This window comes from Streptomyces sp. NPDC008086, assembly GCF_042957325.1.
Classification (GTDB): Bacteria; Actinomycetota; Actinomycetes; order Streptomycetales; family Streptomycetaceae; genus Streptomyces.
Genome location: NZ_JBIBIA010000001.1, coordinates 466956 through 493486 on the forward strand (window position 1 = coordinate 466956; position 26531 = coordinate 493486).

At 72.2% G+C, this 26531-nt stretch carries 21 protein-coding genes and 4 pseudogenes; 13 read left to right on the forward strand and 12 right to left on the reverse strand.

Going from position 1 to position 26531, the window contains the following annotated elements:
• Positions 1 to 79 precede the first annotated feature (79 nt).
• Together ACFZBP_RS02020 and ACFZBP_RS02025 are read left to right on the forward strand one after the other, a co-directional pair.
• Positions 80 to 853: an MBL fold metallo-hydrolase gene (locus ACFZBP_RS02020; protein WP_383453022.1), complete on the forward strand. Its 774-nt coding sequence runs from the start codon at positions 80 to 82 to the stop codon at positions 851 to 853.
• Positions 850 to 1470, forward strand: a complete 621-nt coding sequence (locus tag ACFZBP_RS02025; protein ID WP_383453020.1) for a DedA family protein — start codon at positions 850 to 852, stop codon at positions 1468 to 1470. The genes ACFZBP_RS02020 and ACFZBP_RS02025 overlap by 4 nt, the downstream gene beginning before the upstream one ends.
• A gap of 4 nt (positions 1471 to 1474) precedes the next feature.
• Here ACFZBP_RS02025 and ACFZBP_RS02030 read toward each other — a convergent pair whose 3' ends face one another.
• From ACFZBP_RS02030 to ACFZBP_RS02045, 4 genes are all read right to left on the reverse strand, one after another.
• Entirely contained in the window at positions 1475 to 2617 is a 1143-nt protein-coding gene (locus tag ACFZBP_RS02030; RefSeq protein ID WP_383453018.1) for an MBL fold metallo-hydrolase, read from the reverse strand.
• Positions 2614 to 3861 (reverse strand): aminotransferase class I/II-fold pyridoxal phosphate-dependent enzyme, encoded by a 1248-nt coding sequence (locus ACFZBP_RS02035; protein ID WP_383453016.1) that lies wholly within the window; start codon positions 3859 to 3861, stop codon positions 2614 to 2616. The genes ACFZBP_RS02030 and ACFZBP_RS02035 overlap by 4 nt, the downstream gene beginning before the upstream one ends.
• 99 nt (positions 3862 to 3960) lie before the next feature.
• Positions 3961 to 4980 carry a hypothetical protein gene (locus ACFZBP_RS02040; protein ID WP_391409355.1) on the reverse strand — a complete coding sequence of 340 codons (1020 nt, stop codon included), beginning with the start codon at positions 4978 to 4980 and terminating at the stop codon, positions 3961 to 3963.
• A 191-nt stretch (positions 4981 to 5171) separates the two neighbouring features.
• Positions 5172 to 5888, reverse strand: coding sequence for an ANTAR domain-containing protein (locus ACFZBP_RS02045; RefSeq protein WP_391409357.1), 717 nt, complete (start codon positions 5886 to 5888; stop codon positions 5172 to 5174).
• A 125-nt stretch (positions 5889 to 6013) separates the two neighbouring features.
• Between ACFZBP_RS02045 and ACFZBP_RS02050 the strand changes: the two genes are divergently transcribed.
• A complete protein-coding gene (locus ACFZBP_RS02050; protein WP_391409358.1) occupies positions 6014 to 7141 on the forward strand; it encodes a PAS domain-containing protein in 1128 nt (375 codons plus the stop codon).
• A 71-nt stretch (positions 7142 to 7212) separates the two neighbouring features.
• Here the strand turns inward: ACFZBP_RS02050 and ACFZBP_RS02055 are convergent, their stop codons facing one another.
• Positions 7213 to 8001: a SigB/SigF/SigG family RNA polymerase sigma factor gene (locus ACFZBP_RS02055; protein WP_391410323.1), complete on the reverse strand. Its 789-nt coding sequence runs from the start codon at positions 7999 to 8001 to the stop codon at positions 7213 to 7215.
• Between the two features lie 250 nt (positions 8002 to 8251).
• On the opposite strand from ACFZBP_RS02055, the gene ACFZBP_RS02060 reads away from it, so the two are divergent.
• Together ACFZBP_RS02060 and ACFZBP_RS02065 are read left to right on the forward strand one after the other, a co-directional pair.
• Complete coding sequence (locus ACFZBP_RS02060; protein ID WP_391409360.1) at positions 8252 to 10054, forward strand: thiamine pyrophosphate-requiring protein; 1803 nt, start codon at positions 8252 to 8254, stop codon at positions 10052 to 10054.
• Positions 10055 to 10393: 339 nt separating this feature from the next.
• Positions 10394 to 11268 (forward strand): annotated as a pseudogene (locus tag ACFZBP_RS02065) (IS5 family transposase); the annotation flags it as partial.
• Between the two features lie 619 nt (positions 11269 to 11887).
• Here the strand turns inward: ACFZBP_RS02065 and ACFZBP_RS02070 are convergent.
• Positions 11888 to 12189, reverse strand: a pseudogene (locus ACFZBP_RS02070) (hypothetical protein); the annotation flags it as partial.
• Positions 12190 to 12276: 87 nt separating this feature from the next.
• Complete coding sequence (locus ACFZBP_RS02075) at positions 12277 to 13158, reverse strand: universal stress protein (RefSeq protein ID WP_391409362.1); 882 nt, start codon at positions 13156 to 13158, stop codon at positions 12277 to 12279.
• Positions 13159 to 13294: 136 nt separating this feature from the next.
• Here ACFZBP_RS02075 and ACFZBP_RS02080 point away from each other — a divergent pair.
• The 7 genes and pseudogenes from ACFZBP_RS02080 to ACFZBP_RS02110 form a co-directional block, all read left to right on the forward strand.
• Positions 13295 to 13813, forward strand: a pseudogene (locus ACFZBP_RS02080) (Sua5/YciO/YrdC/YwlC family protein); the annotation flags it as partial.
• Positions 13814 to 14299: 486 nt separating this feature from the next.
• Positions 14300 to 15463 carry a 4Fe-4S dicluster domain-containing protein gene (locus ACFZBP_RS02085; RefSeq protein WP_391409364.1) on the forward strand — a complete coding sequence of 388 codons (1164 nt, stop codon included), beginning with the start codon at positions 14300 to 14302 and terminating at the stop codon, positions 15461 to 15463.
• On the forward strand, positions 15460 to 15918 hold the full coding sequence (locus ACFZBP_RS02090) for a cyclic nucleotide-binding domain-containing protein (RefSeq protein ID WP_391409366.1): 459 nt from the start codon (positions 15460 to 15462) through the stop codon (positions 15916 to 15918). The genes ACFZBP_RS02085 and ACFZBP_RS02090 overlap by 4 nt, the downstream gene beginning before the upstream one ends.
• Positions 15915 to 16319: pseudogene (locus tag ACFZBP_RS02095) on the forward strand (oxidoreductase); the annotation flags it as partial. The gene ACFZBP_RS02090 and the pseudogene ACFZBP_RS02095, both read left to right, overlap by 4 nt.
• 61 nt (positions 16320 to 16380) lie before the next feature.
• Positions 16381 to 16656 carry an AIR synthase-related protein gene (locus ACFZBP_RS02100; protein ID WP_391409368.1) on the forward strand — a complete coding sequence of 92 codons (276 nt, stop codon included), beginning with the start codon at positions 16381 to 16383 and terminating at the stop codon, positions 16654 to 16656.
• A gap of 157 nt (positions 16657 to 16813) precedes the next feature.
• Positions 16814 to 19501 carry a pyruvate, phosphate dikinase gene (gene ppdK, locus ACFZBP_RS02105; protein ID WP_391409369.1) on the forward strand — a complete coding sequence of 896 codons (2688 nt, stop codon included), beginning with the start codon at positions 16814 to 16816 and terminating at the stop codon, positions 19499 to 19501.
• Between the two features lie 5 nt (positions 19502 to 19506).
• Positions 19507 to 19962 (forward strand): OsmC family protein, encoded by a 456-nt coding sequence (locus ACFZBP_RS02110; protein ID WP_391409370.1) that lies wholly within the window; start codon positions 19507 to 19509, stop codon positions 19960 to 19962.
• A gap of 36 nt (positions 19963 to 19998) precedes the next feature.
• Here the strand turns inward: ACFZBP_RS02110 and ACFZBP_RS02115 are convergent, their stop codons facing one another.
• Both ACFZBP_RS02115 and ACFZBP_RS02120 read right to left on the reverse strand, forming a co-directional pair.
• The gene (locus ACFZBP_RS02115) at positions 19999 to 20673 is read right to left on the reverse strand and encodes a pyridoxamine 5'-phosphate oxidase family protein (RefSeq protein ID WP_391409371.1); all 675 of its coding nucleotides are present in this window, start codon (positions 20671 to 20673) and stop codon (positions 19999 to 20001) included.
• A gap of 22 nt (positions 20674 to 20695) precedes the next feature.
• Complete coding sequence (locus ACFZBP_RS02120) at positions 20696 to 21766, reverse strand: alcohol dehydrogenase catalytic domain-containing protein (protein WP_391409373.1); 1071 nt, start codon at positions 21764 to 21766, stop codon at positions 20696 to 20698.
• A gap of 173 nt (positions 21767 to 21939) precedes the next feature.
• On the opposite strand from ACFZBP_RS02120, the gene ACFZBP_RS02125 reads away from it, so the two are divergent.
• Positions 21940 to 22275 carry a hypothetical protein gene (locus ACFZBP_RS02125; RefSeq protein ID WP_391409374.1) on the forward strand — a complete coding sequence of 112 codons (336 nt, stop codon included), beginning with the start codon at positions 21940 to 21942 and terminating at the stop codon, positions 22273 to 22275.
• A 232-nt stretch (positions 22276 to 22507) separates the two neighbouring features.
• On the opposite strand, the gene ACFZBP_RS02130 is transcribed toward ACFZBP_RS02125, so the two are convergent.
• Genes ACFZBP_RS02130 through ACFZBP_RS02140 form a run of 3 tightly spaced genes read right to left on the reverse strand, consistent with a single transcriptional unit; the run spans position 22508 to position 26478 of the window.
• Positions 22508 to 23002, reverse strand: a complete 495-nt coding sequence (locus ACFZBP_RS02130) for a flavodoxin domain-containing protein (protein WP_391409375.1) — start codon at positions 23000 to 23002, stop codon at positions 22508 to 22510.
• A gap of 16 nt (positions 23003 to 23018) precedes the next feature.
• Entirely contained in the window at positions 23019 to 23750 is a 732-nt protein-coding gene (locus ACFZBP_RS02135; protein WP_391409377.1) for a CBS domain-containing protein, read from the reverse strand.
• A gap of 31 nt (positions 23751 to 23781) precedes the next feature.
• Complete coding sequence (locus ACFZBP_RS02140) at positions 23782 to 26478, reverse strand: GNAT family N-acetyltransferase (RefSeq protein WP_391409378.1); 2697 nt, start codon at positions 26476 to 26478, stop codon at positions 23782 to 23784.
• Positions 26479 to 26531: the final 53 nt, after the last annotated feature.

Consider the following 26531-nt stretch of genomic DNA (forward strand, 5'->3'; position numbering starts at 1 on the left):
CCCCCTCACCTCCGGGTTTCGCCGCCGACCCTACTCCAGCCCGTACGCTTCGGGGAGTCGCGCGAAGGAGGCAAAGAAGGTGGCCGTGGAGATCACGTGGTGGGGTCACGCCACCTGCACGGTCGAGGATTCGAACGTGCGCGTGCTGACCGATCCGCTGTTCGCACGCCGGCTCGCACACCTGCGCCGTCGGCGGGGCGCGGTGCCGCCGCCGGGCGCCTGGCGCGCGGACGTCGCCGTGGTCTCCCATCTGCACGCCGACCATCTGCACGTACCGTCGCTGGCCAGGCTGGCGCGGGGCACCCGTCTGCTCGTGCCCCGGGGCGCGCTCCGCGCGGTGCCGGGTCTGCGCCGGCTCGCGCATCTCCAGGTGAGCGAGATGACGCCGGGGGACGTGACGACGGTCGGCGGTCTGTCCGTACGGGCCGTGCCCGCGCGGCACGACGGACGGCGGCTGCCGGTCGGCCCGCACCGCGCCCCCGCCCTCGGCTATGTCATCGAGGGCGAGGCCCGGACGTACTTCGCCGGGGACACCGGGCTGTTCGACGCGATGGCGAAGGAGGTCGGACCGGTCGACGTGGCGTTGCTGCCGGTCGGCGGCTGGGGGCCGTATCTCGGGGAGGGCCATCTGGACGCGGGGCGCGCGGCCGAGGCGCTGACCCGGCTCGCGCCGCGCAGTGCGGTGCCGGTGCACTACGGCACGTACTGGCCGATCGGCATGGACGCCGTGCGCCCCCATGAATTCCATGCGCCCGGCGAGGAGTTCGTGCGGCTCGCGGCCGCGCGTGCTCCCGGCGTGTCGGTGCACCGGCTCGCGCACGGGGAGCGCGTGCGCCCGGAGGTGACCCGGTGACGGTGCTGGCCGCCACCACGACGGTGGTGCCGACCGCGTCGACGCAGCAGGCGATCGGCTATCCGTCGCTGTTCCTGCTGGTGCTGATCGGGGCGCTGGTGCCGGTGGTCCCGACGGGTGCGCTGGTGAGTTCGGCGGCGGTGGTGGCGTTTCACCAGACGGCGCCCTTCTCGCTGGCGCTGGTGTTCGTGACGGCGTCGACGGCCGCGTTCCTGGGGGACGCGACGCTGTACTGGCTGGGGCGGCGTGGGATGGGCTCGAAGAACGGGTCGCGCTGGCTGGAGGCGATCCGGTCGCGGGCGCCGGAGGAGCGGCTGGCGCAGGCGCAGGAGAAGCTCGCCGCGCATGGGGTGGCCGTGCTGGTGCTGTCCCGGCTGGTGCCGGCGGGGCGGTTGCCGGTGATGTTGGCCTGTCTGGTGGCGGAGTGGCCCATGCGGAGGTTCGCGCGGGGGAACTTGCCGGCGTGCCTCGCGTGGGCGGTGACGTATCAGTTGATCGGGATTCTCGGGGGGTCGTTGTTCAGTGAGCCGTGGGAGGGGGTCGTGGCGGCGGTTGCGTTGACGCTGGTCATCAGCGTGGCACCGGGGCTGTGGCGGCGGGTTCGGCCTGCCAGGTGATGGTTCACCGCGGGGTGCGGGTCGTATGTGGTTGCTCGCGCGGTTCCCCGCGCCCCTGGGTGGGTCCACTCGCCCCCGGGGGGTCGAGCACCCTCGACCCGCCCACCGGAAGATCCCACAAGTCCTCCCTCGCCAATCCCGCCTTCCCCCATGCCGCCCGCACCCGCGTGAGCGGTTCCAGGACCGGCTCCGCCGACAACACGAACGTGCCCCAGTGCATCGGCGCCATCCGTCGCGCACCGAGGTCCTGGCTGGCGCGGACCGCCTCCTCCGGGTCGCAGTGGACGTCGCTGAGCCACCAGCGGGGGTCGTAGGCGCCGATGGGGAGGAGGGCGAGGTCGATGCCCGGGTAGCGCTCGCCGATGCGGGTGAACCAGTGGCCGTAGCCGGTGTCGCCGGCGAAGTGGACGCGCTGTCCGTCGGGGGCGGTGAGGACCCAGCCGCCCCACAGGCTGCGGCAGGTGTCGGTGAGGGTGCGCTTGGACCAGTGGTGGGCGGGGACGAAGTCGAAGCGGACGCCGGACAGTTCGGCCGCCTCCCACCAGTCCAGCTCGGTGACCTGGGTGAACCGGCGGCGACGGAACCAGGGGGCGAGGCCGGCCGGTACGAACACGGGTGTGTGGCGCGGCAGTCGGCGCAGCGTGGGGGCGTCCAGGTGGTCGTAGTGGTTGTGGCTGATGACGACCGCGTCCACGCGCGGCAGGGCGTCCCAGGCGACCCCGACGGGGGTGATGCGGGCCGGGGTGCCGAGGATGCGGCGGGACCAGACGGGGTCGGTGAGGACGGTCAGTCCGCCGATCTGGACGACCCAACTGGCGTGCCCCGCCCAGGAGACGGCGACCGTGCGGGCGTCCACGCGGGGTACCGGGCCCGGCTCGTAGGGCAGGCGCGGGATGTCGGCGAGGCCCTCCGGGCCGGGGCGTACGGAGCCCTCGCGGGCGAAGCGGGCGAGGGTCTTGATGCCGGGCAGCGGGGCGGTGAGACGGTCGTGGAAGGTGCGCGGCCACACCCGGCGTTCGCCCAGCGGGCGGGGTGCGGCGAGTGGCGGGAACGGGGGCGCGAAGCGGGACGGGGCCGGAGCGGCGCCGGTCTCCCGGGTGGCCGTACGCGGCGTGGTCGACGTGGCTGACTCGGACTGCTGCGTCATCGAGGAGGCTCCCATCGCTGAGCTTCGTCACGGAGGTCGTCGAAGACCGACTTCAAGTGGATCAACGCGCGGTGCACGTGCGGCAGCTCCAACGGCGAGGGTGAGGTGAGGCATCGCGCACGTTCCTCGTCGGTGCCGGCCAGCAGCGGTCCGGTGGACAGCCGTACGCGCAGCGCGCCGAGGTCGTCGCCGAAGCGGTGCCCGCCGGGCGCGGGCATGCCGAGCCGGGCGGCGAGGAAATCCTCCAGGTCCTGCGCGTCCCCGACGTCGTGCGCGGACAGGCCGGCACGCAGCGGGCCGAGGTCGATGTACAGGTGCCGTCCGGCCTGCGGGGGCCGTGCCACCGCGCCCGCGCCCACGGCGGCGGTGTGCGCGGCGGCGGCCACGCGCGCGTGCAGGCGTACGGCGGCCGTGATCCGCGCGGTGACCGGCTCGGGCTCCTCCAGCGCGTACCCGGCCGCGAGGGCGACCGGGCCGGCGATCCGGGCGCCGAGCGCGGTGAGCACGTCGAGCACGCGCGCGTGGAGGCCGTTCCCGGCGTCGTGGGCGGGGAACCGGGCGACCGCGGCCGGCCAGCCGGGCGGCAGGTGGGCGCCGGACAGGTCGGTGACGACGGTGACCTGGTCGGGCAGCATCTCGGCGGGGCTGAGCAGCACGGTGTCGTGCGGGGCGTGCACGGTGTCGCGCCAGGTCTCGTCGCTGACCAGGTGCAGCCCCTCGTCGGTGGCGGCCTCCAGGGTCTCGTGCAGCGCCTCGGGCGGGGCCACGGTGGCGGTGGGGTCGTCGGCGACGGACAGCACGAGCAGCCGCGGGTCGCCGCCCTCGTCCCGGACCCGGCGAACGGTCTCCAGAAGGGCGTACGGATCCGGGACACCGCCGCTCTCGGCCGGTGTCGCCACATGGAAGACAGGTCTGCCCAACAGGCGTGCGTACGGCGCCCACCAGGCCGCGCAGGGCCGTGGCACCAGGACGTCGCCGTCGAGCGCGGCGGTCAGCGCGAGCAGCAGGGCGGGCGCCCCGGGAGCGGCCACCACCTGCTCGGGCCCGGTCGGCAGCCCGCGCCGGTCCCAGTAGCCGCACGCGGCCTCCCGCAGTCCCTGGCCGCCGCCGACCGGCTCGCTCTCGGGCCGGCCGGCGGCCGCGGCGAGCACGGCGGCCAGTTCGGGCAGCACGGGCAGTCCGTCGCCCGGCAGCGGTGGGCCGTAGCGGACGGGGCCGTGGCCTTCTGGGTCCGTCGGGCGCATCCGTGCCTCCGCGCTGTGCCTGGTGCCTCAGTGAGTACCCATCGTGCCGCCCCCCATGGGCGACCGCAGGGGTTGCGCCCGTCACAGCGGCGGGGTGCGTCAGTCGGCGGGGGTGGTGGGCGCCTTGCGGCGCAGCCGGTACACCGCGCCGCCGGCCGCGCCCGCGATCAGGAAGCCGCCGGCCACCAGGGCGGGCACGGAGTCGGTGAAGGTGCCACCCGAGCCGGCCCGCACTCCGTGCTGCTCCGCCTCGTCGGCGCAGTCGGTCTCGGCCTCGCCGTGTCCCGTCGTGCCGGGTCCGGTGACTCCGGGTTCGCTCATCCCGGGCCCGGTCATACCGTGTTCGGTCATGCCCGAACCGGGATCGGCGCAGTGCCGGCCGCCCCCGTCGGTGCCGCCGCTGCCGCCCTCCGTCCCGCCCTGACCGCCGGCCCCGGCACCCTCCATGCCGCCGCCCTGGTCACCGTCGATGCCACCCTGGCCGCCGTCCATGCCGCCACCCTCTGTGCCGCCTTCGTCGCCGCCATCCTTACCCGCGTCCCTGCCACCGTCCGGCCCCGCGTCCTTGCCGCCCGTTCCGCCGCCCTGGCCGCCGTCCATGCCACCACCCTCTGTGCCGCCTTCGTCGCCGCCGTCCTTACCCGCGTCCCTGCCACCGTCCGGCCCCGCGTCCTTGCCGCCCGTTCCGCCGTCGCTGTCGAGGGCCACCGCGAACGTGGCGCTCCACGGCCTGCCCTCCGCTCCGGCCGCCGCGGGGCAGGTGCCGTCCACCGTCCAGGCGGAGTCGGATCCGGCCGCGTCGGGGTCGCCCTCGAAGTTCTCGGCCGGGGGAATGCCGGCGGTGCCGCTGTAGGCGGGCCCGGCGCCCTTCTCGTCCTCGCCGGAGACCCGTTTCAGCTCGACGGTGCCGTCTTCGAACGCCTGCGAGGTGGCGTCGAGCGTGGCGGGAGCCTGGCCGCCGGCCGGGTCGCAGGTGACCGAGACGGTGACGCTGCCGCCCGGGGCGACGCTGCCGGGGCTGACCTCGGCGGCCGGTTCCGCGAAGACGGCCGAGGCGGCGAAGCCCAGCACGACACCGGCCAGGGCGGCGACGGACAGGGCGCGGGCGGTGCGGCGCATGGGGTGAGCTCCTTCGGCCGACGGCTGCGGGGGTACGGCGGTCGTGCCCCCGCAGCCATGACAGCCCGCCCGGGGGCAGGACGCGCGCGGCCGGGCACCATTCGCGGGACGGTGACGCCCGAGCGGGTGACGTCCCGGCCCCCTCCCGGGCCTCCCCCTGCCGTACCTCTGCCCCCCCCCGCCCCGCCCCGTCAGTTCAGCAGCGCCGCCAGGTCGCGCTCCAACCCGCGCCCCCGCCTGCTGACGACGCCCGCGGCGACGTCCGACAGCTTGCGGTTGGTGCCCTGGGAGATGCGGCGCAGCACGCCGAAGGCGGCGTCGGCGTCGCAGCCGAGGACGTGCATGACGATGCCGCACGCCTGGTCGACGACGGGCCGGGAGCGCAGGGCGGTGCCGAGATGGTCGAGCTCGGTGAGCGCGGCGCGATACGAGCGGTCGCGGACCAGGCAGCCGGCGGCGAAGTCACCGAGGGCGTGCACGGGCCCGTGGGCGACGTCCTCCAGGGCGCCCGGCCGGAAGCTGTAGAGACTGAGCGTCACCGTCAGCCCGGAGCGGCGGAACGGCAGGGTGACACTGGAGCGCAGGCCCGAGTCGAGCGCCAGGGCGCGGTACTCCGGCCAGCGCTCGTCGCGCAGCAGGTCGGCCGAGTCGACGGGCTCGCCGCGTTCCACTGCGGCCGGGATGGGTCCGTCCCCGGAGCGAAGCTGTACGGCGACGAGTCCGGCGAGGTCGGGATGGGTGACGGCGGCCGGCCGCTCGGCCTCCGGCTCGGCGACCACGCTGCTCGCTCCGCAGCAGTCGGTGGTGCAGCGCACGGCCTGTTCGACCAGTTCGGACAATCTCCGCGCAGGAAGGGCGGCTTCGACGGACTCGGGTACCGAGTGATCCACAGGGTGGTGAGCGGGCATCCTCAACTCCTCTTCTCTCCACGCGCGTTCCCGGCGCCGCCCGGGGAAAACGGCGGAGGAACAGGCAGAACCGGTTTGGGTCCCCGGCGCCCCGCGCCGCCTGGCCACGAGCTAGGTTCGTCCTTATGGCGAAGACCGACGAATTCGGTGAAGAGCTCGCGGATTTCGTGCGCCGCGTCGCGGAGCTCAAGGCGGCGCGGTCGGTGTCCGGAGGGGACCTGCCGACCGTACTGGACGCGGCGATCTTCGAACTCGACCATGTCGCCGACCAGTTGTGGCCCTGGTTCGAGCGGCTGTCGTCGGCCGGCCCGCCCCGCACGACGTCCGCCGACCGTCAGGAACAGCATTTGCTGCGCGCGGTCTTCCAACGGTTCCCGCTGCCCGTGGCGCTGGTGGACCGGGAGGCGGTGGTGCGTCGGCTGAACTTCGCGGCGACGTCCTTCACCGGGGTCCGGGCAGGCTATGCGACGGGCCGGCCGCTGACCGGGTTCCTCGCCCATGCCGACCGGGCCGCGTTCCGTTCCCAGGCGGCGGCGGTGGCCCGCGGCGAGGGCGACCGCAGCCTCACCGTGCGTCTCCAGCAGCGCCCTGCCGTGCCGGTCCACACGACCCTGACCGCCGTACGCCCGAGCGGGGAGCCGCACACCACGGTGCTGGTGGTGCTCCAGCCCGGCGACCTGGCCGCTACCGGCGCCCCGGGCGCGGCCGAGAGCCCGACGCCCCAGGTCCCGGACCTGACCGAGACCACCCGGCACGCGTCCCTGATGGAGGTCCTGGACGAGATGACCACGACCCTGCTGACCGCACCGCGCGGCGACCGTGACGCCGTCGTCCGCCGGGCGGCCCGGGTCCTCCACGGCCGCTTCGCCGACTGGGTGATCGCCGACACCGGCACGGGCGGTCTGTCCCGTACGACGGTCCTGGCCCCCTCGGAGAAGGAGGCCGGCGCCCTCGCCGCCCAGGCCCCGACCACCTGCCCCCTCGTCATGGAGACGGCCCGCACGGCCTCCCCCACCCTCCAGGTCCGGCCCCCGAATCCAACCGCCTTCGGCCACGACGCCGACGGTGCCCCCGTCCTGGTACAGGCAAACGTCACATCACTGCTGTGCGTGCCGGTGGTGGTCGGGGACGCCGTGGTCAGCGTCCTGACGCTTTTCAGATGTGGGCCCAGGTTGGCGTTCTCGATGGCAGAGGCACAGGCGATGGACACGATGTCCCGCCACATGGCATTGGCGGCGACAGCAACGCCCTGAAGGGGCGCGGGGAACTGCGCGACCGGCCACAACGGACCGGCACACCGCGGACAACCCGCACCCCCACGGCGCTACCCGCCACTGAGAACCTGCTCCCGCACCCGACTGCAGCACCGACTGATCAGCCGGGACACATGCATCTGCGAGATCCCCAACTGCTCCGCGATCCGGCTCTGCGTCATGTCCCCGAAGAACCGCATATACAGAATCGCCCGCTCACGCTCGGGCAACGCGGCCAGCCGGGGCGCGACCGCCTCACGGTCCACGACCGTGTCCAGCGCGGGATCGGCGGAGCCCAACGCGTCGCTCAGCGAATATCCGTCGTCGCTGCCGGGCAACTCCGCGTCCAGCGACAGCGCGGTGAAACTCTCCAGCGCCTCGAGACCGACCTTGACGTCGGCCTCGGTCATGTCCGCGTGCGCGGCGATCTCGGCGACCGTGGGCCGCCGACCGGAGAGGGTCTGGAGGTCCTGGACGGCGAACCGGACGCGGTTGCGCAGGTCCTGCACCCGGCGCGGCACGTGCAGCGTCCACATGTGGTCGCGGAAGTGCCGCTTGATCTCGCCGGTGATGGTGGGCACGGCGTAGCTCTCGAAGGCGTTGCCGCGTTCGGGGTCGTAGCGGTCGACGGCCTTGACCAGGCCGAGGGCGGCGACCTGCCGCAGGTCGTCGAAGCTCTCGCCGCGGCTGCGGAACCGTCCGGCGAGCCGGTCGGCCATGGGCAGCCAGGCCTCGACGATCCTCTCGCGGACGGCGTCGCGCTGCGGGCCGTCGGGCAGGGTGGCGAGCTTGCGGAAGTCCTCCGCGGTGTCGGGGGCGTCGTCGTGCGGGTGGTGCTTCGCGCTCACTGAAGTGGGCATCATGCGTCGCAACTCCCTTGGTCGTGCTCTGGCTTGGGCGGTCACCATGGGAGTGCGGGCGCGCACCGGAGCGGGACACACCCGTGGCGGGGGATTCCCGTTCCCACGGACGTGCCTCCTGTCCGAAGCACTGTTTCTTCGCCTGCCCCCGCGCCTCGCGCGCAAACACCGGTTCAGGTTTTCCTCCGGCCCACAGGGTCACTCGGAACGGGTGCCGCGCAGTCTTCCCGGAGCCCAGGAGGTCCCGCACATGAGCACCAAGGTCGCCGACCATGTCCTGCAGCGCCTGCGCGAGTGGGGTGTGGAGCACGTCTTCGGCTATCCCGGCGACGGCATCAACGGCCTGCTCGCCGCCTGGGGCCGGGCCGACAACCAGCCTCGTTTCATCCAGTCCCGGCACGAGGAGATGTCCGCGTTCCAGGCGGTCGGCTACGCCAAGTTCAGCGGCCGTCTCGGGGTGTGCGCGGCGACGTCCGGTCCGGGTGCGATCCATCTTCTGAACGGTCTGTACGACGCCAAGCTCGACCATGTCCCCGTGCTGGCGATCGTCGGCCAGACGCATCGGACCGCGATGGGCGGCTCGTACCAGCAGGAGGTGGACCTGCACACGCTGTTCAAGGACGTCGCCTCGGACTTCGTGGAGACGGTGACGGTCCCCGAGCAGCTGCCGAACGTCCTGGACCGGGCGATCCGCACCGCGTACGCGCGCCGCGCGCCGACGGCGATCATCATCCCTGGCGACGTGCAGGAGCTCGACTACTCGCCGCCCACGCACGAGTTCAAGATGGTGCCCTCCAGCCTGGACCGCAGCAGTTGGACGGCGATCCCCTCGGACGACTCGGTCCAGCGGGCGGCGGAGATCCTCAACTCCGGTGACAAGGTGGCGATCCTGGTCGGCCAGGGCGCGTCCGGTGCGCGGGCCGAGGTGGAGCGGATCGCCGAGCTGCTGGGCGCCGGGGTGGCCAAGGCGCTGCTCGGCAAGGACGTCCTCAGCGATGAACTGCCGTATGTCACCGGCTCGATCGGGCTGCTGGGCACGCGAGCGTCGTACGAGCTCATGCGGGACTGCGACACGCTGCTGACCATCGGATCGTCGTTCCCGTACACCCAGTTCCTGCCGGACTTCGACAAGGCGCGGGGCGTGCAGATCGACATCGATCCGCACATGGTCGGGATGCGCTATCCGTACGAGGTGAACCTCGTCGGCGACGCGAAGGCGACGCTGGAGCGGCTGATCCCGCTGATCAGGTCCGAGGAGCGGGGCCGCGAGTGGTACGACACGGTGTGCGACAACGTGACGCGCTGGCGTGAGGTCATGGAGCGGCGGGCGAACCTGTCGGCCGACCCCATCAACCCGGAGTACGTCGCCCGCTGTCTGGACCCGCTGCTCCCCGGGAACGCGATCGTGTCCTCCGACTCGGGTTCGGCGGCGAACTGGTACGCCCGGCATCTGACGATGCGGCCCGGCATGCGCTCGTCGCTGTCCGGGACGCTGGCCACGATGGGCTGCGGCGTGCCGTACGCGATCGGCGCCAAGTTCGCCCATCCGGACTGCCCGGCGATCGCGCTGGTCGGTGACGGCGCGATGCAGATGAACGGCCTTGCGGAGCTGATCACCGCGGCGAAGTACAAGGACCTGTGGGAGGACCCGAGGCTGGTCGTGGCCGTGTGGAACAACCACGACCTCAACCAGGTCACCTGGGAGATGCGCGCCATGGAGGGCGCCCCGTCCTTCCTGCCGTCCCAGGAGCTCCCGGACGTGCAGTACGCCGCGTTCGCCCGCTCCCTCGGTCTGACCGGCATCCGCGTCGAGAAGCCGGAGGACGTCGAGGCGGGCTGGCGCGCGGGTCTGGAGGCGGACGGCCCCGCGGTGATCGAGTTCCTCACCGACCCCGCCGTACCGCCGATTCCGCCGCATGCCACCTGGGACCAGATGGAGGCCACGGCCTCGTCGATCCTGAAGGGGGACGCGGATCGCGGGTCGATGGTCAGGCAGGGGTTCAAGGCGAAGATGCAGGAGTTCCTGCCGGGGCGGGACAGGAAGGGCGACTGACGGTGTTGTACGGCACTGAGTAGTTCAGTCGCGCGTGAATGAGTTCAGTGGATAGTTCAGTAGCGCACCGCACTGTTCAGTGCCATACCTTAGGTGTGCCTGCCACCTACCACCCCCTCCTCTCGCCAGGACGTCTCCCGTTGGTGCCCGTCCCGTTCCCGGACGAATCGCTGCTCAGCCGGCTGGATTGCATGGGCAGGGAGTACGGAGTCTCACGCGCGGTCGCCGCGCAGGCTCGCGCCATCATGACCACCCGCCGCGACAGGGCGTTACGCGTCTCGGCCAGGCAGTGTCCGATGGGTCTGGCGACTGAGCAGCGTCCGTGTCGTTCAGTCTCTCGTGGGACGGGGTGATCTATCCGACGCAGAGTCGGCTCCGCTGGAGCCGCACCTGCCACAGCACGTCGGACGGGACGGGCGGTGGAAGAGCCACCGCAGGGTGATCAACGGCATTCTCTTCCGCCAGCGCACCGGTATCCCATGGCGGGATCTGCCGCCACGGTTCGGGAAGTGGAAAACGGTCTATGACAGGCATCGCCGCTGGTCGGCGGACGGTACTTGGGACAGGATCCTGCAAGCCGTCCAGGCTGACGCCGATGCGGACGGCAGGATCGACCCAACCATGGTCGGTGTTGACTCGACGTCCTGCCGGGCTCACCAGCACGCCGCCGGTGCTCGTGCACGCCCACCAAGCATTCCGGGCCGATGCAGTCGGCCTGCTCAGCACCGCGACGACGAGGCCCTTGGCCGTTCCAGGGGCGCCCTGACCTGCAAGATCCATCTGGCCAGCGACGGGGGCCGACGCCCCCTCGCATTCGTGATCACGCCAGGGCAGTGGGGTGATGCCCCGCAGCTGATACCGGTGCTCGAACGCATCCGTCCCTCCGCCCTGGCGGAGGACACCCGCGCACGCGGCCCGACCATGTCGGTGGCGACAAGGCGTACAGCTCCCGCCGCAACCGGAGCTACCTACGACGTCGCCACGTCAGGCACACCATCCCCGAACGCAAAGACCAACGGGCCAACCGCCAGCGCCGAGGCAGCGCAGGCGGCCGGCCCACCGGATTCGACAAAACGATGTACAAGCGCCGCAACGAGGTGGAACGAACGATCAACCAGCTCAAGAGCTTCCGCGCGGTGGCGACCCGCTTCGACGAGCGGGCCTACACCTTCCACGGCACCGTCACCGGCGCCGCTGTCCGGCTATGGCTCCGCCCACGACCACCTGGCAGTCACGGCTTCAGCAACTCCGGTAGGCACCCGGGGAGGCTGGTGAGAAGCTCCATGGGCTTGCTCAACGAACCCATCACACAGGTCAAGGCGCCTCCGATATTCCTGGGTGTGACGGAGGGCGCAGGGGCGGCACTGGCAGGTGTGACCAGCACCCCGAGGAACACGATGGCTCCAACGGCAACAGCAACGGTGCGACGCATGAACTCCCCTTCATTTAAGGGATCTTGATTGAGCTATGCCTTTCCACGGGCGCCGATCTGCACGCTCCGTATGCCCCATGTGGGTTTGCGGTATCGATCCACCATCCATCTGTTCGACGGCGCCTCGCGCCCAGAGACACCCGCTCCTTACCCCCGGACACACAGGCGAGTCTTGCCACTTGACAGCCCGGACGAGGACGTGCGCCGGGCGTCCCTCGTGGAAGTTCTCCTTGACGATGACGGCGGGGTGCTTCTCACGCCAGGGCTCGAGCAGCTCCGCCAACTCGCGTTCCGCCTCCGCCTTGATCCGTGCTCGCTCCTCAGCGTCCGGGAGGCGGAGAACGGCACGTGCCAGGCGTGCACGGCGCGCAACGGTGCCCGGCGCAGGTCGGCGGCGTGGAACGCGTGTTCAAGTCGCGATAGCGAGCCACCCCGGCATTCGTCACGCCGCCGTCGAGCACGGCCTCGACCTCCAGCTCACCGGCGAAATTCTCGGTGGTGAACTCGGTGCGCAGGGCAGCCAGGTGGGGCTCCGCCATGTGGACGAGTCGCTGCTGCCGTACGTGTAGTGCACGTCGTCCGCCGTGCACTCGGGCAGCGCTCCGCGGGTGGCGAAGTAGCCGTTGCCCAGCGTGCACAGCGACTCCCTCAGCCGCTCGTCCGCGGAGCGGTAGCCCCCGTACTCCCAGATCTGGTCCCGCACAGGCTGTCTCCTCTTCGAGCGGTTCAGCGAGGCCTGCCGTTCGCCCGCGCCCTCCCGTCGGGGCTGTCCTTGCCGGTGCGGCCGTGCTCAGACCCGCTGCGGCACCACGGCCACGGGGCACTGGGCATGGTGCAGGAGGGTGTGGGCGACCCGGCCGAGCTGGAGTCCGAAGTGTCCCTGCCGCCGCCGCGCTCCGACGATCACCAGGTCGGCTGCGGCCGAGCGGCGTACCAGCACCTTGCGTGCCGGCCCCTCCACGGTCGCAGAGCGCACCCGCACGTCGGGATGGTCGGCCATCGGGTCGTGGAGCAGCTCGTCGAGCTGGGCGCGGGCCCGCTCCTCGTGGTACTGGGCAGGCTCCTCGGCGAGTGTGGCCGTGTCGGCGGTCTCGTGCACGGGGCAACGCCACGTCCGGACCGCGTCGAGGACGCACCCGCGGACATCGGCCTCACGGAAGGCGAACCGCGCCGCGTCTTCGCTGCTGGCGGGGTCCCCGGCGCCGAGGAGGATCCGCTCGTGGGTGCCGGCCAGGCCGACCTTGTCGCCGCGGATCACGATCACCGGGCAGTAGGCGCGTGCCGCGACGGCCAGGCCGACGGAGCCGAGCAGTAGTCCCTTCAGCTCGCCGCGGCCCCGCGACCCCGTGACCAGGGCAGAGGCGTTGTTGCCTTCGTGCAGGAGGGCGTCCGCCGCCTCGGTCGGAAGGATGTCGGTGGACACCTTCACATCAGGGTTGCGCCGATGGGCGCGCTCCGCCGCGGAGGCGACGATGTGCTCGGCCATGACCTGCTCCGACGGGCGTTCCAGATGAAGCGACGGTGTCATGCCCTCGTAGCGTTCCCACAAGGAGGCATGGACCAGCCGCAGTGGAAGACCGCGCCGGGCGGCCTCATCGACCGCCCAGTCGACCGCCAGCAGGCTCCCGTCCGATCCGTCGACGCCCACAACCAGGGGAAGTTCCAGCGTCATTGTTCCCACCGCCTCGTTGTCGGGCAGCCTTCAGGTCCACTCTCACCGTCGCATCCGTGACGATCGGGCGCGAGGGGCGCTTGGGCCCCCACCGGGGCCGTACGGCCCATGTTCCTGCCGCCCCAGGGAGGCCCAGTTCATCAACTGCACCGACTGCGGACCGCGGGCCACCGTCATCGAGGATCTGCCCTACGACCGCGAACGCACCACCATGCGCCACTTCCCGCTGTGTCACGCCTGCGCGGCCGAATACGCCGATCCGGCCGACCGGCGCTTCCACGCCGAGCCGCTCGCCTGCCCGGTGTGCGGTCCCCGTCTCGCCTGGGACGACCTGACCGGAGAGGAGGCACTGCAGGCGGCAGTGCGCACGGTGGCCGACGGCGGCATCGTCGCCCTGAAAGGGCTCGGCGGCTACCAGCTGGTGTGCGACGCCGCCGATCAAGCGGCTGTGGCCGAACTGCGGCACCGCAAACGGAGGCCCGCCAAGCCGTTCGCCGTCATGGTGCGCGACCTCGCCGCGGCCCGTCGGCTGGCGCACATCGGCCGTACCGAAGAGGACGTACTGACTTCGCCGCAGCGACCCGTCGTACTGCTCCGTACGAGGCGCCAAGGGACGCGGATCCGGGCAGGCGGTTCAGCTGCCGGGCCAGCTCGACGGCCTCGCCCAGCCCGTGCGGGCGCATCGTGCCGGGCCGCCAGAGTTCCGCGGCGTCCAACTCCAGCCGGTGGATGCGGCCGGGATGGCCGGCGCTACCGGGACGGGGGTGGGCGGGCTCCAGGACGACGGCGAGTTCCGCGTTGTCCCACAGCCGTATGAGCCGTCCCGGGTCGGGGTCACTCTCCGCGAGGAGCGTGCCCGCAGGCAGCGGGCGGTCCGCGGTCCGTTCCCGCACCCGGGACAGCACCGCCCAGCCGATGCCGTCGTCGTGCCGGTACCGGTCGCCGAGGGCGACGACCGCGATGCGTGTGGAGACAGTCATGGTGCCTCTCCCTCCACTGGTGTGTGTCTCCAGCTTGTGAGGAGGCGTCGGGCGTGGTTAGGGCCGATCGGACCCCCTGTCAGGCCCGGGCGGCCCGTAGTGCACCGCGGCGGTCCGGCACACGCTGAAATCAGCAGCCCCACGGCATCCCGGAGGGCACGATGTCAGAGCGCCGCACGACCGCCGTCCTGGACCGCAACGGACTCGACTCCCTGGTCGAGGCCCTGCGTGCGCAGGGACGCACGGTCATCGGGCCCACCGTGCGGGACGGCGCCGTCGTCCTGGCCGACCTCGCGTCGGCCGACGAGTTGCCCTTCGGCTGGGGCACCCGGGTCGAGGCGGGCCGGTACCGTCTCGTGCCCCGCGCGGACGGCGCGGCCTTCGCGCACACCACGGGCCCGCAGTCGTGGAAGGCGTTCCTGCACCCCGAGCGGGAGAAGCTGTGGAGCGCCGACCGTACGGCCGACGGGCACCTGTCGGTCGCCGAGGACCGGCCCGAATCGCCGTCCTACGCCTTCCTGGGCGTGCGCCCGTGCGACCTGCGTGCCATCGCGATCCAGGACCGGGTGCTGACCGGGGGCCGTTACAAGGACCGCGGTTACCTTGAGCGGCGGGCGGGCGCTTTCCTGGTGGTCGCCGAGTGCACCGAGCCCGGAGCCACCTGCTTCTGCGTCTCCATGGGCAGCGGACCGGGCGCTGACACGGGGTTCGATCTCGCACTGACCGAACTCGTGGACGAACACGGTCATCGCTTCCTCGTCCGGGTCGGCAGCGACGCCGGGGACGCCGTCCTCTCCGCGGTACCCCACCGCCCGGCCGATCCGGAGACGCGCACCGCGGCCCGTGACGCCGTGGATGCCGCGCGGGAGCGGATGGGCCGGGCGATGCCGCCCGTGAACCTGCGCACGCTGCTGGGCGAGAGCCTGGAAGCCGAACGCTGGGACGACGTGGCCGCCCGCTGTCTGACCTGCGGCAACTGCACCATGGTCTGCCCCACGTGCTTCTGCACCACCACCGAGGAGGTCACCGACCTCACCGGCGACCACGCCGAGCGGTGGCAGCGCTGGGACTCCTGCTTCGACCTGGACTTCTCCCACCTGCACGGCGGCCCGGTGCGGGCCTCGGCCCGCAGCCGCTACCGGCAGTGGCTGACCCACAAACTCTTCACCTGGCACGAGCAGTTCGGCAGCTCCGGCTGCGTGGGTTGCGGACGCTGCATCGCGTGGTGCCCGGTAGGCATCGACATCACCGAGGAAGCCGCGGCCCTGCACGACGAACTCGCCGAACGGCTGCGGCCAGACGCTCGAAAGGAGCCGGAGCCATGACCTCCACCACCACCCTCGCCGGTGCCCTTCCGTCCCAGCACCGTGAACGGCTGATGCGGATCGCCCGCGAAGTCTCCTTCGAGGCGGGCGCCCGCCTGTTCGAGGAAGGCAATCACGCCGACCGGTTCTGGATCATCCGGACCGGCACGGTCATCCTCGACCTGCATGTCCCCGGCCGCCGCCCCGCTGTCATCGAGTCCCTCGGGCACGGTGAACTGGTCGGCTGGTCCTGGCACTTCCCGCCCTACGCGTGGCACCTGGGCGCGGAGGCAATGAGCCCCGTGCGTGCCTACGAGTTCGACGCTGAGGCCGTACGGGCGATATGCGCGCAGAACGCCGAGTTCGGCCGCGCCATCGCGGTCTGGGTCGGCCAGGTGGTCGCCGACCGGCTGCACATGTCGCGCATCCGGCTGCTCGACCTGTACGCCCCGTACGGCAGCGGGAGCCCGCTATGAGCGAGGTTCCCCTGCCTTACCGGGTGACCCGGGTGTGGCCCGAGACGACCGACACGGTCAGCATCGCCCTGGCACCGGCGGGCACGATGACGCTCGCGCCCTTCGTGCCGGGCCAGTTCGCGATGGTGTACGCGTTCGGCGTGGGGGAGATCCCCGTCTCGGTGTCCCGCATCGGCCACCACGAGGTGGTCCACACGGTCCGCTCGGTCGGCGCGGTGTCGGCGGCGCTGTGCGCGCTGCGGCCGGAGGACCAAATCGGCCTGCGCGGCCCGTTCGGTACCGGCTGGGACCTGGGCGAGGCGATCGGCCAGGACCTGCTGGTCGTCGCGGGCGGTATCGGTCTGGCACCGCTGCGGCCACTGATCGTCTCGGCGCTCGCCGCCAAGCACGCGTACGGGCGCCGCCGTCCTGAACGAGATCGCGCGTGACTCCGCCGTAGCCGTCGAGATCGAGGAGCGGGCAGTGCCCGTGCCGGAGGCGGTCGCCTCCGCCTGTGACCTGCTCGACCTCGACCCGCTCGTCGTCGCCAACGAGGGCTGTCTGGTCGTCTTCGTCGATGCCGCGGCGGCCGAGGACGCGCTGGCCGCCCTGCGCTCCCGCCCGGAAGGCGCCCAGGCCGTAAGGATCGGTGAGGTGCTTCCTCAGGGTCCGCGGGGACGGGTGACGCTGCGCACCCTGGTGGGCGCCCGCAGGGTGGTGGACATGCCGCTCGGGGAGCAGCTGCCGCGCATCTGCTGAAGTGCGGGGCCCAGCCGACGGGCACCTTCACCGGCGGCCGCCGGATGGGCCGACCGGCCCACTCAAAAGGGTCGGGCGGCACCTGCCCTCCCGAGGACGACCGTCCGACGCTGGAAGGGACGAAGCCCACACAGCTACCGAGCCGAGGAGCGGTGTCATGGCCCGTTACGTGTACGACTTCACGCAGGGCGGCCGTGACCGGGCCGACCTGCTCGGCGGCAAGGGCGCGAACCTCGCCGAGATGACCCGGCTGGGCCTGCCGGTCCCGCCGGGCTTCATCGTCTCGACCGAGGCGTGCCGGGCCTTTCTGGCCACCGGCGCCGAACCCGAGGGCATGTTCCGGGAGGTCTCCCGGCACCTGTCCGCCGTCGAGTCCGACGCCGGGCGGCGCCTCGGGCAGCCGGACGACCCGTTGCTGGTGTCCGTGCGCTCCGGGGCCCGCTTCTCCATGCCCGGCATGATGGAGACGGTCCTGGACATCGGCCTCAACGACGATTCCGTGCAGGGCCTGGCCAAGGTCTCGGGGAACGAACGCTTCGCCTGGGACTCCTACCGGCGCCTCATCCAGATGTTCGGCAGCACGGTCATGGGCGTGGACGGCGCGCTGTTCGACCGGAAGATGATGCGGCTGAAGGACCTGCGGGGTGCCCCGGACGACCTGCATCTGCACGCCGCCGACCTCGCCGAACTCGTCGAGGCGTACAAGCAGCTCATCCATGAGCAGACGGGGGACTACTTCCCGCAGTCCCCTGCCGAGCAGCTGCGCCGGGCGATCCTCGCGGTCTTCCGCTCCTGGAACGGCGAACGCGCCCGCCTGTACCGCCGCCGCGAACACATCCCCGACGACCTGGGCACCGCGGTCACCGTGCAGCGCATGGTGTACGGCAACCTCGGCCCCGACTCCGGCAGCGGCGTCGCCTTCACCCGCGACCCGGCCACCGGCCGCCCCGGCCTGTACGGCGACTACCTGCCCAACGCACAGGGCGAGGACGTCGTCGCCGGCATCCGCAACACCGTGCCGCTCGCCGAACTGGAGCGGCTGGACCCGCGCTCGTACCGGCAACTGCGCGACCACATGCGCACCCTGGAGCGGCACTACCGGGACCTGTGCGACATCGAGTTCACCATCGAGCGCGGCACGCTGTGGATGCTGCAGACCCGGGTCGGCAAGCGCACCGCCGAGGCCGCGTTCACGATCGCCGCAGAACTGGCCGAGGAAGGGCTCATCGCCCCTCAGGAGGGGCTGGCCCGGGTGAGCGGGGACGGGCTCGCGCGGCTGATGTTCCCGCGCTTCGATGCCTCCGCGACCGGGGAACCGCTCGCCCATGGCATCCCGGCCTCGCCCGGTGCCGCGGTCGGGGCGGCCGTCTTCGACTCCGCCGAGGCGGTGCGGCGGGCCGCGACAGGCGAGAAGGTCATCCTGGTCCGCGAGGAGACCACGCCCGACGACCTGCCCGGCATGGTCGCCGCCCAGGCCGTACTGACCAGCCGCGGCGGCAAGACGTCGCACGCGGCCGTCGTCGCACGCGGCATGGGCAAGGTCTGTGTCTGCGGTGCCGAGGATCTCTCGGTGGACATCGTGGCCCGACGCTTCACCACCGGGGGCGGAACCGTCGTCGAGGAGGCAACGGTGCTCTCGGTCGACGGCTCCGCAGGCGCCGTGTACGCGGGGGCGGCTCCGCTGGTCGACTCCGCGGTCATGCGGTACCTGGAGACAGGGGAGCGATCGGCCCACGTCGTCGGCGTCGTGGCCCGAGCCCTGGACCTCGCCGATGACCTGCGGCGGTTGGAGGTCCGTGCCAACGCCGACACCCCTGAGGACGCCGCCCGCGCCCGCCGTTTCGGCGCGCAGGGAATCGGCCTGTGCCGCACCGAGCACATGTTCCTCGGCGAGCGCCGCAAGCTGGTCGAGGAGATGATCCTGGCCCGCGACGACGGGGCCCGCGACCGCGCGCTCGACGCGCTGCTCCCCCTCCAGCGGCAGGACTTCATCGGCATCCTGGAGGCGATGGACGGCCTGCCGGTCACCATCCGCCTGCTCGACCCGCCACTGCACGAGTTCCTGCCCGACCGCACCGAACTCGCCGTCCGCATCGGTTCCGCAGAGGCCCGGGGTGAGCAGCCGAGCGCCCATGACGCCCAACTCCTCGACGCCGTACGACGCATGCACGAGGAGAACCCGATGCTCGGCCTGCGCGGCGTACGCCTCGGCCTGGTGGTCCCCGGGCTCGTCGCCATGCAGGTGCGGGCCATCGCGCAGGCGGTGGTGGAGCGGACGCGCGTCGGCGGTGATCCCCGTGCGGAGATCATGGTGCCGCTCGTCGGGGATGTCACGGAACTCCGGCTCGTCCGCGGGGAGGTGGAGCAGGTGCTGGCCGAGGTCTCCGCCGAGTCCGGTGTCCCTGTGCACTGCCCGGTCGGCACGATGATCGAGCTGCCCCGGGCCGCGCTCACGGCGGCCCGCATCGCAGAAGAGGCCGAGTTCTTCTCCTTCGGCACGAACGACCTGACCCAGACCACCTGGGGCTTCTCCCGCGACGACGTCGAGGCGGCGTTCTTCACCTCGTACCTGGACAAGGGAGTGTTCGCCACCTCCCCGTTCGAGACGATCGACCGCGAGGGCGTCGGTCGCCTGGTCGAGATCGCCGTCGCCGAGGGCCGCGCCGCCCGCCCGGACCTCAAGATCGGCGTCTGCGGCGAACACGGCGGCGACCCCGGCTCCGTCCACTTCTTCCACACCGCAGGGCTCGATTACGTCTCCTGCTCGCCGTTCCGCGTCCCGGTCGCCCGCCTGGAGGCCGGACGGGCGGCCGGCGCTGGGGAGACGACGAGTGACACGAGGTGATCCCCATGGCTGAGGCCAGCACGCAACAGAAACCGATGGCAGCGGAGGTGCACACTGTGGACGTCGTCCATGTCGAGGGCGACGCGTACACCGTGGACATCCGCGGTCACCAGGTGATGGTCGACCAGCCGCAGGACGCGGGTGGCACCGACACCGCACCGACGCCCACGGAATTGTTCGCCGCGTCCCTGGCCACGTGCGTCGCCTTCTACTCCGGCCGCTACCTGCGCCGCCACGGCATGCACCGCACGGGGCTGCGGGTCCGTACGGAGTTCACCATGGCCCCCGACCGCCCGGCCCGCGTCGCGTCGATCCGCGTCACCGTCGTCCCACCCCCGGCCCTCTCCGCCCAGCGCCACGCCGCCCTACTGGCCGTCGCCTCGCACTGCACGATCCACAACACGCTGCATCGGCCGCCGGAGATCGCCATCGAGCTTGAGGGAGACTCCGTGAGTCGCTGACGGCGTCTCCCTCCGCCCGACGACCAGAAGCCGGGGTCAGACCGTGCTCCGGCGCCCGGTGACACCCACGGGCTCGATACGCAGCCACTGGTCGCGTCGGCCTCCCACCCAGGGTGTGCTGTAGGCCCGTTCCGCGAGCCGACCCACCTCGTCGGGGTCCGTCACGGCCAGCGCGCGGCCGCGCACCAGCACGCTCCAGCCCTCGCTGAACGCCTCGTCGATGCGATCGACCTCGAAGGCGACCTGTCGGCCGATCGCCTGTGACGGCGTGGTGCCGGGCGCGGTTCGCAGGACGATCGCGCCGTCGACGACGCTGTAGTTGACGGGCACGACGACCGGTCCGCAAGCCGTGGGCACGGCGAGACGTCCCACTCCGTGCGTCGAGAGCAGGGCGCGGCACTCCGCCCCGGTCAGCTCGGTGACCCGGGGTGTGCGGGCAGCCTGTCCCAGGCCGGGCGGCAGCTCGGTGTCGCCGCCGGTCAGGTGCCACACGGTGGTCTTCAGCGTTCCGGCCAGCCTGAGGAGGGCGGCCGCATCCGGGGAAGCCGTGGGGTGCTCCTCCAGGTGCCGGAGATAGGCCGGCGCCATGCCCGCCCGGGTCGCGGTCTCCTCCAGGGTCAGCCCAAGTTCCGTGCGACGCTGCGCGATCCGTCGCCCGAGGTCGCCCACCGGGCGCCCCTCCAGGGCGTACGACGACGTCTGTTCGGTCATGGCCCGTCACCTCTTTCTGCCGTCAGGCCGCCCGCGTGGGGACGACCTCGCGCTGCTCCTCGCCGAGCACGACCTTGAGCGCACCGGTGTCGGTGGCCCGGGCGAAGACGTCGTACGCCTCCTCCATGTGCGTCAGCGGGAAGGTGTGCGTGACCAGCCGCGCGGTGGGCAGCCGGCCGGCGGCCGCCATCCGGAGCAGCGTGGGGGTGGAGTACGTGTCCACCAGACCCGTGGTGATGGTCACGTTCTTGATCCACAGGTCTTCCAGGTGCAGGGTCGCGGGCCTGCCGTGCACGCCGACGTTGGCCACGTGCCCGCCGGGCCGCACCATGCGTGTGCACAGCTCGAAGGTCTCCGGCACGCCGACGGCCTCGACGACCACGTCCGCGCCCAAGCCCTCCGTGAGGTCGGCGATCAGCTGCTCGGGGGCTTCCCGGGCGTCTGCCACCGCGTCCGCGCCGAGCTGCCGGGCCGCGTCCAGCCGGGCGGCGGCGAGGTCCACGGCGATGATCCGCTCCGGCGCGAACAGCTGGGCCGTGGCGATGGCCGCCAGCCCGATGGGACCGGCGCCCACGACGGCGACGGTGTCCCCGGGCCGTACGTGCCCGTTGAGCACGCCCACCTCGTAGGCGGTCGGGAAGATGTCGGCCAGCAGCACTGCCTCCCTGGCGTCCAGCGAACCGGGCAGCGGGTGCACGGAGAGGTCGGCGTACGGCACGCGGACGTATTCGGCCTGGGTGCCGTCGATCAGGTGACCGAGGATCCAGCCTCCACCGCCCCGGCACTGGCCGTACATGCCTTCCCGGCAGTACCGGCAGCGGCCGCAGGCGGTGATGCAGGAGACCAGTACCCGGTCCCCCGGCCGCACCGAGCGCACGTCACCGCCGACGTCGACGATCTCACCGACCGCCTCGTGCCCCAGCACCGTGCCGGGGCGCACCTCGGGCACATCGCCCTTGAGGATGTGCAGGTCCGTTCCACAGATGGTCACGGCGTCGACCCGCACGATCGCGTCGGTCGCCGCCTTGATGCCGGGGTCCGGAACGTCCTCCCATGCGGACTGTCCGGGGCCGTGGAAGACGTAGCCCTTCATGACGTTCCCACCTTCCTGGCGCGGGCGCGATGCCGGGAATGCACCGCGATTCCAGCTTGTCGCGGACCGGTGGGAGGCGCTTGGGCCGGTCGGCCCCATCCCTCGACCGGACGGGCCTTCCACCGCCGCCGCTGCGTGACCGCAGGTAGAGCGGTCGAGTACCGAACGACACGGTGCCGGTCCTCGCAGTGCCGTCGCCACGAACCGCATCCGACGACGCCCCCACCGAGACCGGTCCGCCATTCCGCGCCGGGAGCCCGCGGTCCTCTGTCGATCACGTCGCCCACTTCTACGGCGCCTACATCGACGCACTCCACGACGTGGGCCGCGGCCAGCTGGCCGACGCCCTGCGCCTCCACTACTTCACTCCCGCCCTGCGCCGCAGCCTGGCCCGATGGGAGGCCAACCACCACCACGACGGCGTACTGCGTGCCCAGGATGTGCCCTCCGGCCGGGCGTCGTGCATCACGACAGCGGCCTGGGACACTGCTGGAGCCTGGTCACGCTGACCTGGGAAGAAGCGGGCAGTAGCACCCAGCAGACGCGGCTACGCATCCGCTCCCACCTGGTCACACGGCTCATCTCCGGTATTTGGAGCGACGAGTAGCTCGTGGGGACGGCAGTCGCCGACAGCCACTCCCCCGCATCTCGCATCTCGCATCTCGCATCTCGCATGGCGAACAGCGATGCCCTGGCACCCGGTTCAATCCGGGGGCCAAGGGCATCTCTCCACCTTCCCCGTCAGCTCGTCAGCTCGCCCCCGATCCGCGCAGCCCACGCCTCGATTCGCTCGAAGTCGCGGAAGTCTCCGCCCTTTCCGCTGCGGAGGATCATCCGGGCGACCCAGCCCTTCGCGCCCTCCTCCAGGCGGCCGCCGAAGGTGACGTGCTCCCTGGCGTCGAGCCGGGCCATGGCCTTCTTCACCCCGGGCACGGGCGGGATGTCCCGCTCCGATGCCGAGGGGTCGAGCGGGCCGCTGCTGAAGAACCACAGCGGGCGTTCGGCCAGGGCCTCGCGGTTGTGCCGCACGAAGCGGCGGGCGTCCTTGTGCCAGCGGCCGGCGTACAGCCCGCCGCCGACCACGACGGCGTCGTATGCCGCCGCGCTCGGCATGGAGCGGGCCGGGAGCGCCTCCACCGTCAGCCCGTCCTTGCGCAGGACCTCGGCGATGGTCTCGGCGATCTCCGCCGTCGATCCGTTCGCCGTTCCGTAAACGACCAGCACGTACGTCGGCATGATGGTCCGCCTCCTCTCACAGTTTGTGCAGCCAGTCGTCGGCGACACCGTGCAGCGCCTGTTCGTCCGGCCGCAGGCGGGCGTCGTCCAGGCGCCAGGTGAGCTGGTCGGCGACGGCGACCACGCCGTCGATCTGCCGGGTCATGGAGACGGCGATCTCCGTCTCGCTCTTGCGTTCCAGCCGGCCCGCGAGCGTGACCACGCCCTCCGTGACGGCTACGTCGACGCTGCTGGGTGCCAGCCACAGCGCACGCACCAGTACTTCGTCGATCACCTCGTCGCGGGTCTCGGCGTCGGGCCGCAGGAAGACCTGGAGCAGGTCGCGCCGCGTGACGATGCCGACCAGCCGGTCCTCTTCGTCGAGCACCGGCAGCCGCTCCACGTGCCGCTGGGCCATGGTCCGCGCCGCCTGGACGATGGTGTCGTCGGCGTGCACGGTCACCGGCGGTGCGCTCATCAGCTGACCGGCCGTGCGAGCCGTCGCCTTCGCGGCCCGCCTCCGGGCGGCGGGTGTCAGCGCGGCCAGTCGGAAGCGGCGGTTCGGTTCGTACGGGTCGGGGGCGCCCGCCTGATGGGCCATCAGGTCGGTTTCGGAGATGACGCCGATGACCTGGTCGTCCTCGTCCGCCACGGGCAGTCCGCTGATCCGGTGGTCCGCGAGCAGCCGGGCCACCTCCTTGAACGGGGTTGCGTACCCGGCCCGGACCACATCCATGGTCATGACCGAGCCGACCTTGTTGTGCTTCATACTGGGTTCCTCCTCGGCTGGCTCGGCCGGCTCAGCGGAGTCGGCGCAGATAGGGGTCCTGGGGCAGGCGCGGCAGCAGGCGCAGCCGGGCGTCGAGGACGGTGACCGCGCCGGGCGTCGCGAGGACCGGATTGAAGTCCGCCTCCGCCAGTTGCGGCACGTCGCTCGCCATCCGCGACAGCCGCAGAAGCAGTTGCTCCAGCCCCGGGAGGTCGATGGGCCTGCTGCCGCGCGAGCCGAACAGCAGCGGCGCGCAGCGCGGTGAGGTGATCAGGTCGTGCACGTCGTGGTCGGTGAGCGGGGCGAGCCGGGCGGTGTGGTCGGCCAGTACCTCCGTGGCCGTGCCGCCGAGCCCGAAAAGGACAAGCGGTCCGAAGACCTCGTCCTGGACGACACCGGCGAAAAGCTCGGTGCCGCGCGCGGCGAGCGGCTGGAGGACCACGCCGGTCAGCAGGTCGCCGAAGCGTGTGTCGAAGTCCCGGAAGGCGGACCGCACTTGGGCGTCGCCCTGGAGGTCGAGGTGGACGGCACGCTGCTCGGTCTTGTGCACGAGGCCCGGCCAGTACGCCTTCATGACCACCCGGCCGTCAGCGCCGCGCAGTCTCCGGGCGGCACGGACGGCTTCGTCCTCGGTCTCGGCCCAGGCCCACGGGATCTGGGGGATGCCGTAGCAGTCGAGGAGTTCGGCGCAGGTACGCGGGTCGAGCCAGCCGCCTTCCGGCTGTACCGCGAGGTAGGCCTCGACGATCTCGTGAGCGCGTTCGGTGTCGACGCCGTCCAGCTCCGGGACGGTGCCCACCGGCCGGCCGAGCCAGGCCGCGCGGCGCGCGGCGTGGGCCAGCGCCCGTGCCGCGGACTGCGGTTCGGCGTACGAGGGGATCGTGCCGCCGTCGGCCGCGGGCAGCAGTGTCACCGAAACGTCCTGCTCCAACCGTACGACGGCGACCGGCCGGGCCCGGCGTCCCGGCCCGCGGGTCAGGGCCCGCACCAGATCGTCGCCGGTCGCGGCGGCCACCGCGGTGGGCACCAGGGCCACGAGCACGGCGTCGATACCGCCGTACCCCATGAGCCGGTCGACACACGTGCCGAGTTGTTCCTCCGTCACCGCCGCGGTCGTGTCCACGGGGTTGCCGACGGTGGCACCGTCGGGCAGCACGGAGTGCAGGTCGAGGGTCAGCTCGTAGCGGAGCGACGGCAGCGCGAGCCCGGCCTCCGCACAGGCGTCGGCCGCGAGGACGCCGACGCCGCCCGCGTTGGTGACGACGGCGACACGAGTGCCCGCCGGGAGGGGCTGTGTGCGCAGCAGGGCGGCAGTTTCGAGAAGTTCGCTGATCGAGTGCGTGCTGGTGATGCCTGCCTGGGTGAACAGCGCCTGCCGGGTCATGGTGCGGGTGGCGGCGGCCGCGGTGTGCGAGGCGGCGGCCCTCCGGCCTGCCTCCGTGCGGCCGGCGTCCACGGTGAGGACGGGCATCCGGCGGGTCACGCGCCGGGCAGTACGGGAGAAGGCGCGCGGGTTGCCGAACGACTCCAGGTGCAGCAGGGCGAGGTCGGTGTGGCCGTCGCTCTCCCACCACTGGAGCATGTCGTTACCGCTGACGTCGTACTTGTCGCCGAGGGACGCGAAGGTCGACACACCGATGCCGAGGCGGGACAGTCCGTCGAGCAGCGCGATACCTACGCCGCCGGACTGCACGGCGACCCCGGCCGTGCCGGGGCGCGGATGACCCGCGGCGAAGGTCGCGTCGAGGCGCAGTTGCGGGTCGGAGTTGGAGATGCCGAGGCAGTTGGGGCCGACGAGCCGCATCCCGTAGGTGCGGCAGGCCGCCATCAGCGCCCGCGCCTGACCGGCGTCGAGCCCTGCGGTCACCACGAGGAGCGCGTGTACGCCCGCCTTGCCGCACTCCTCGGCGATCGTCGGGACCGCTGCGGCCGGCACGGCGAGGACCGCGAGGTCGGGCGTCTTGGGCAGCGCGCTGACGGAAGAGTAGGAGGGCACGCCGAGGATCGCGGTCGCGGCCGGGTTCACGGCGAACAGGCGCCGGGGGAAGCCGCCCGCCCTGAGGTGGTGCAGGATCGCCCGGCCCACCGCCCCTGGCCTGCGCCCGGCACCGACGACGGCGACCGCGTCCGGCCGGAACAGCGGCTGGAGGCTGGCCACGTCGGCGGCCCGGCCTCGCTGCTCGACGGCCGACAGGTAGGCGTCGTCCTGGTCCAGCCGGACGGTGCAGCGCACCTCGGGCCCGTCGAAGTGCCGGGCGGTGCGCAGGCCGAGGTCGGCGAAGAGCTGGAGCACCTTGCGGTTCTCGCTCAGTGCGTCGGCCGTGAAGGTGGTGATGCCGTCGGCGCGGGCGGCGGACACCAGGTGCTCGACGAGCAGGGTGCCCACACCGCGGTGGTGCAGTCCGTCCGCGACCGCGACGGAGATCTCGGCCACCTCCCCGGTGCCGCCGGTGTCGAACTCGGCGAGACCGATCACCCGGCCCTGCGTCTCGGCGAGCAGCGCGCGATAGCCCGGCCGTGCAGGCGCGCAGGCCCGGTCGGCGGCCATCGCGGCGGAACGGCGGCTCGCCGCGAAGAACCGCAGCCGCAGGTTCTCGGGCGACATCGCTTCGTAGAAGTCCTGCAATCGCTCGTGGTCCCCGCGCCGCACGGCGCGTATGCACACGGTCGTGCCGTCCGCGAGCAGAGCGTGGGCCGGAGGGCGGTCGAGCACATCGTGCGTCGTCATGGCGATCTCCTCAGAGCCTCTCGACACTTCGAGCATCCGGCGGATCGAGGAAC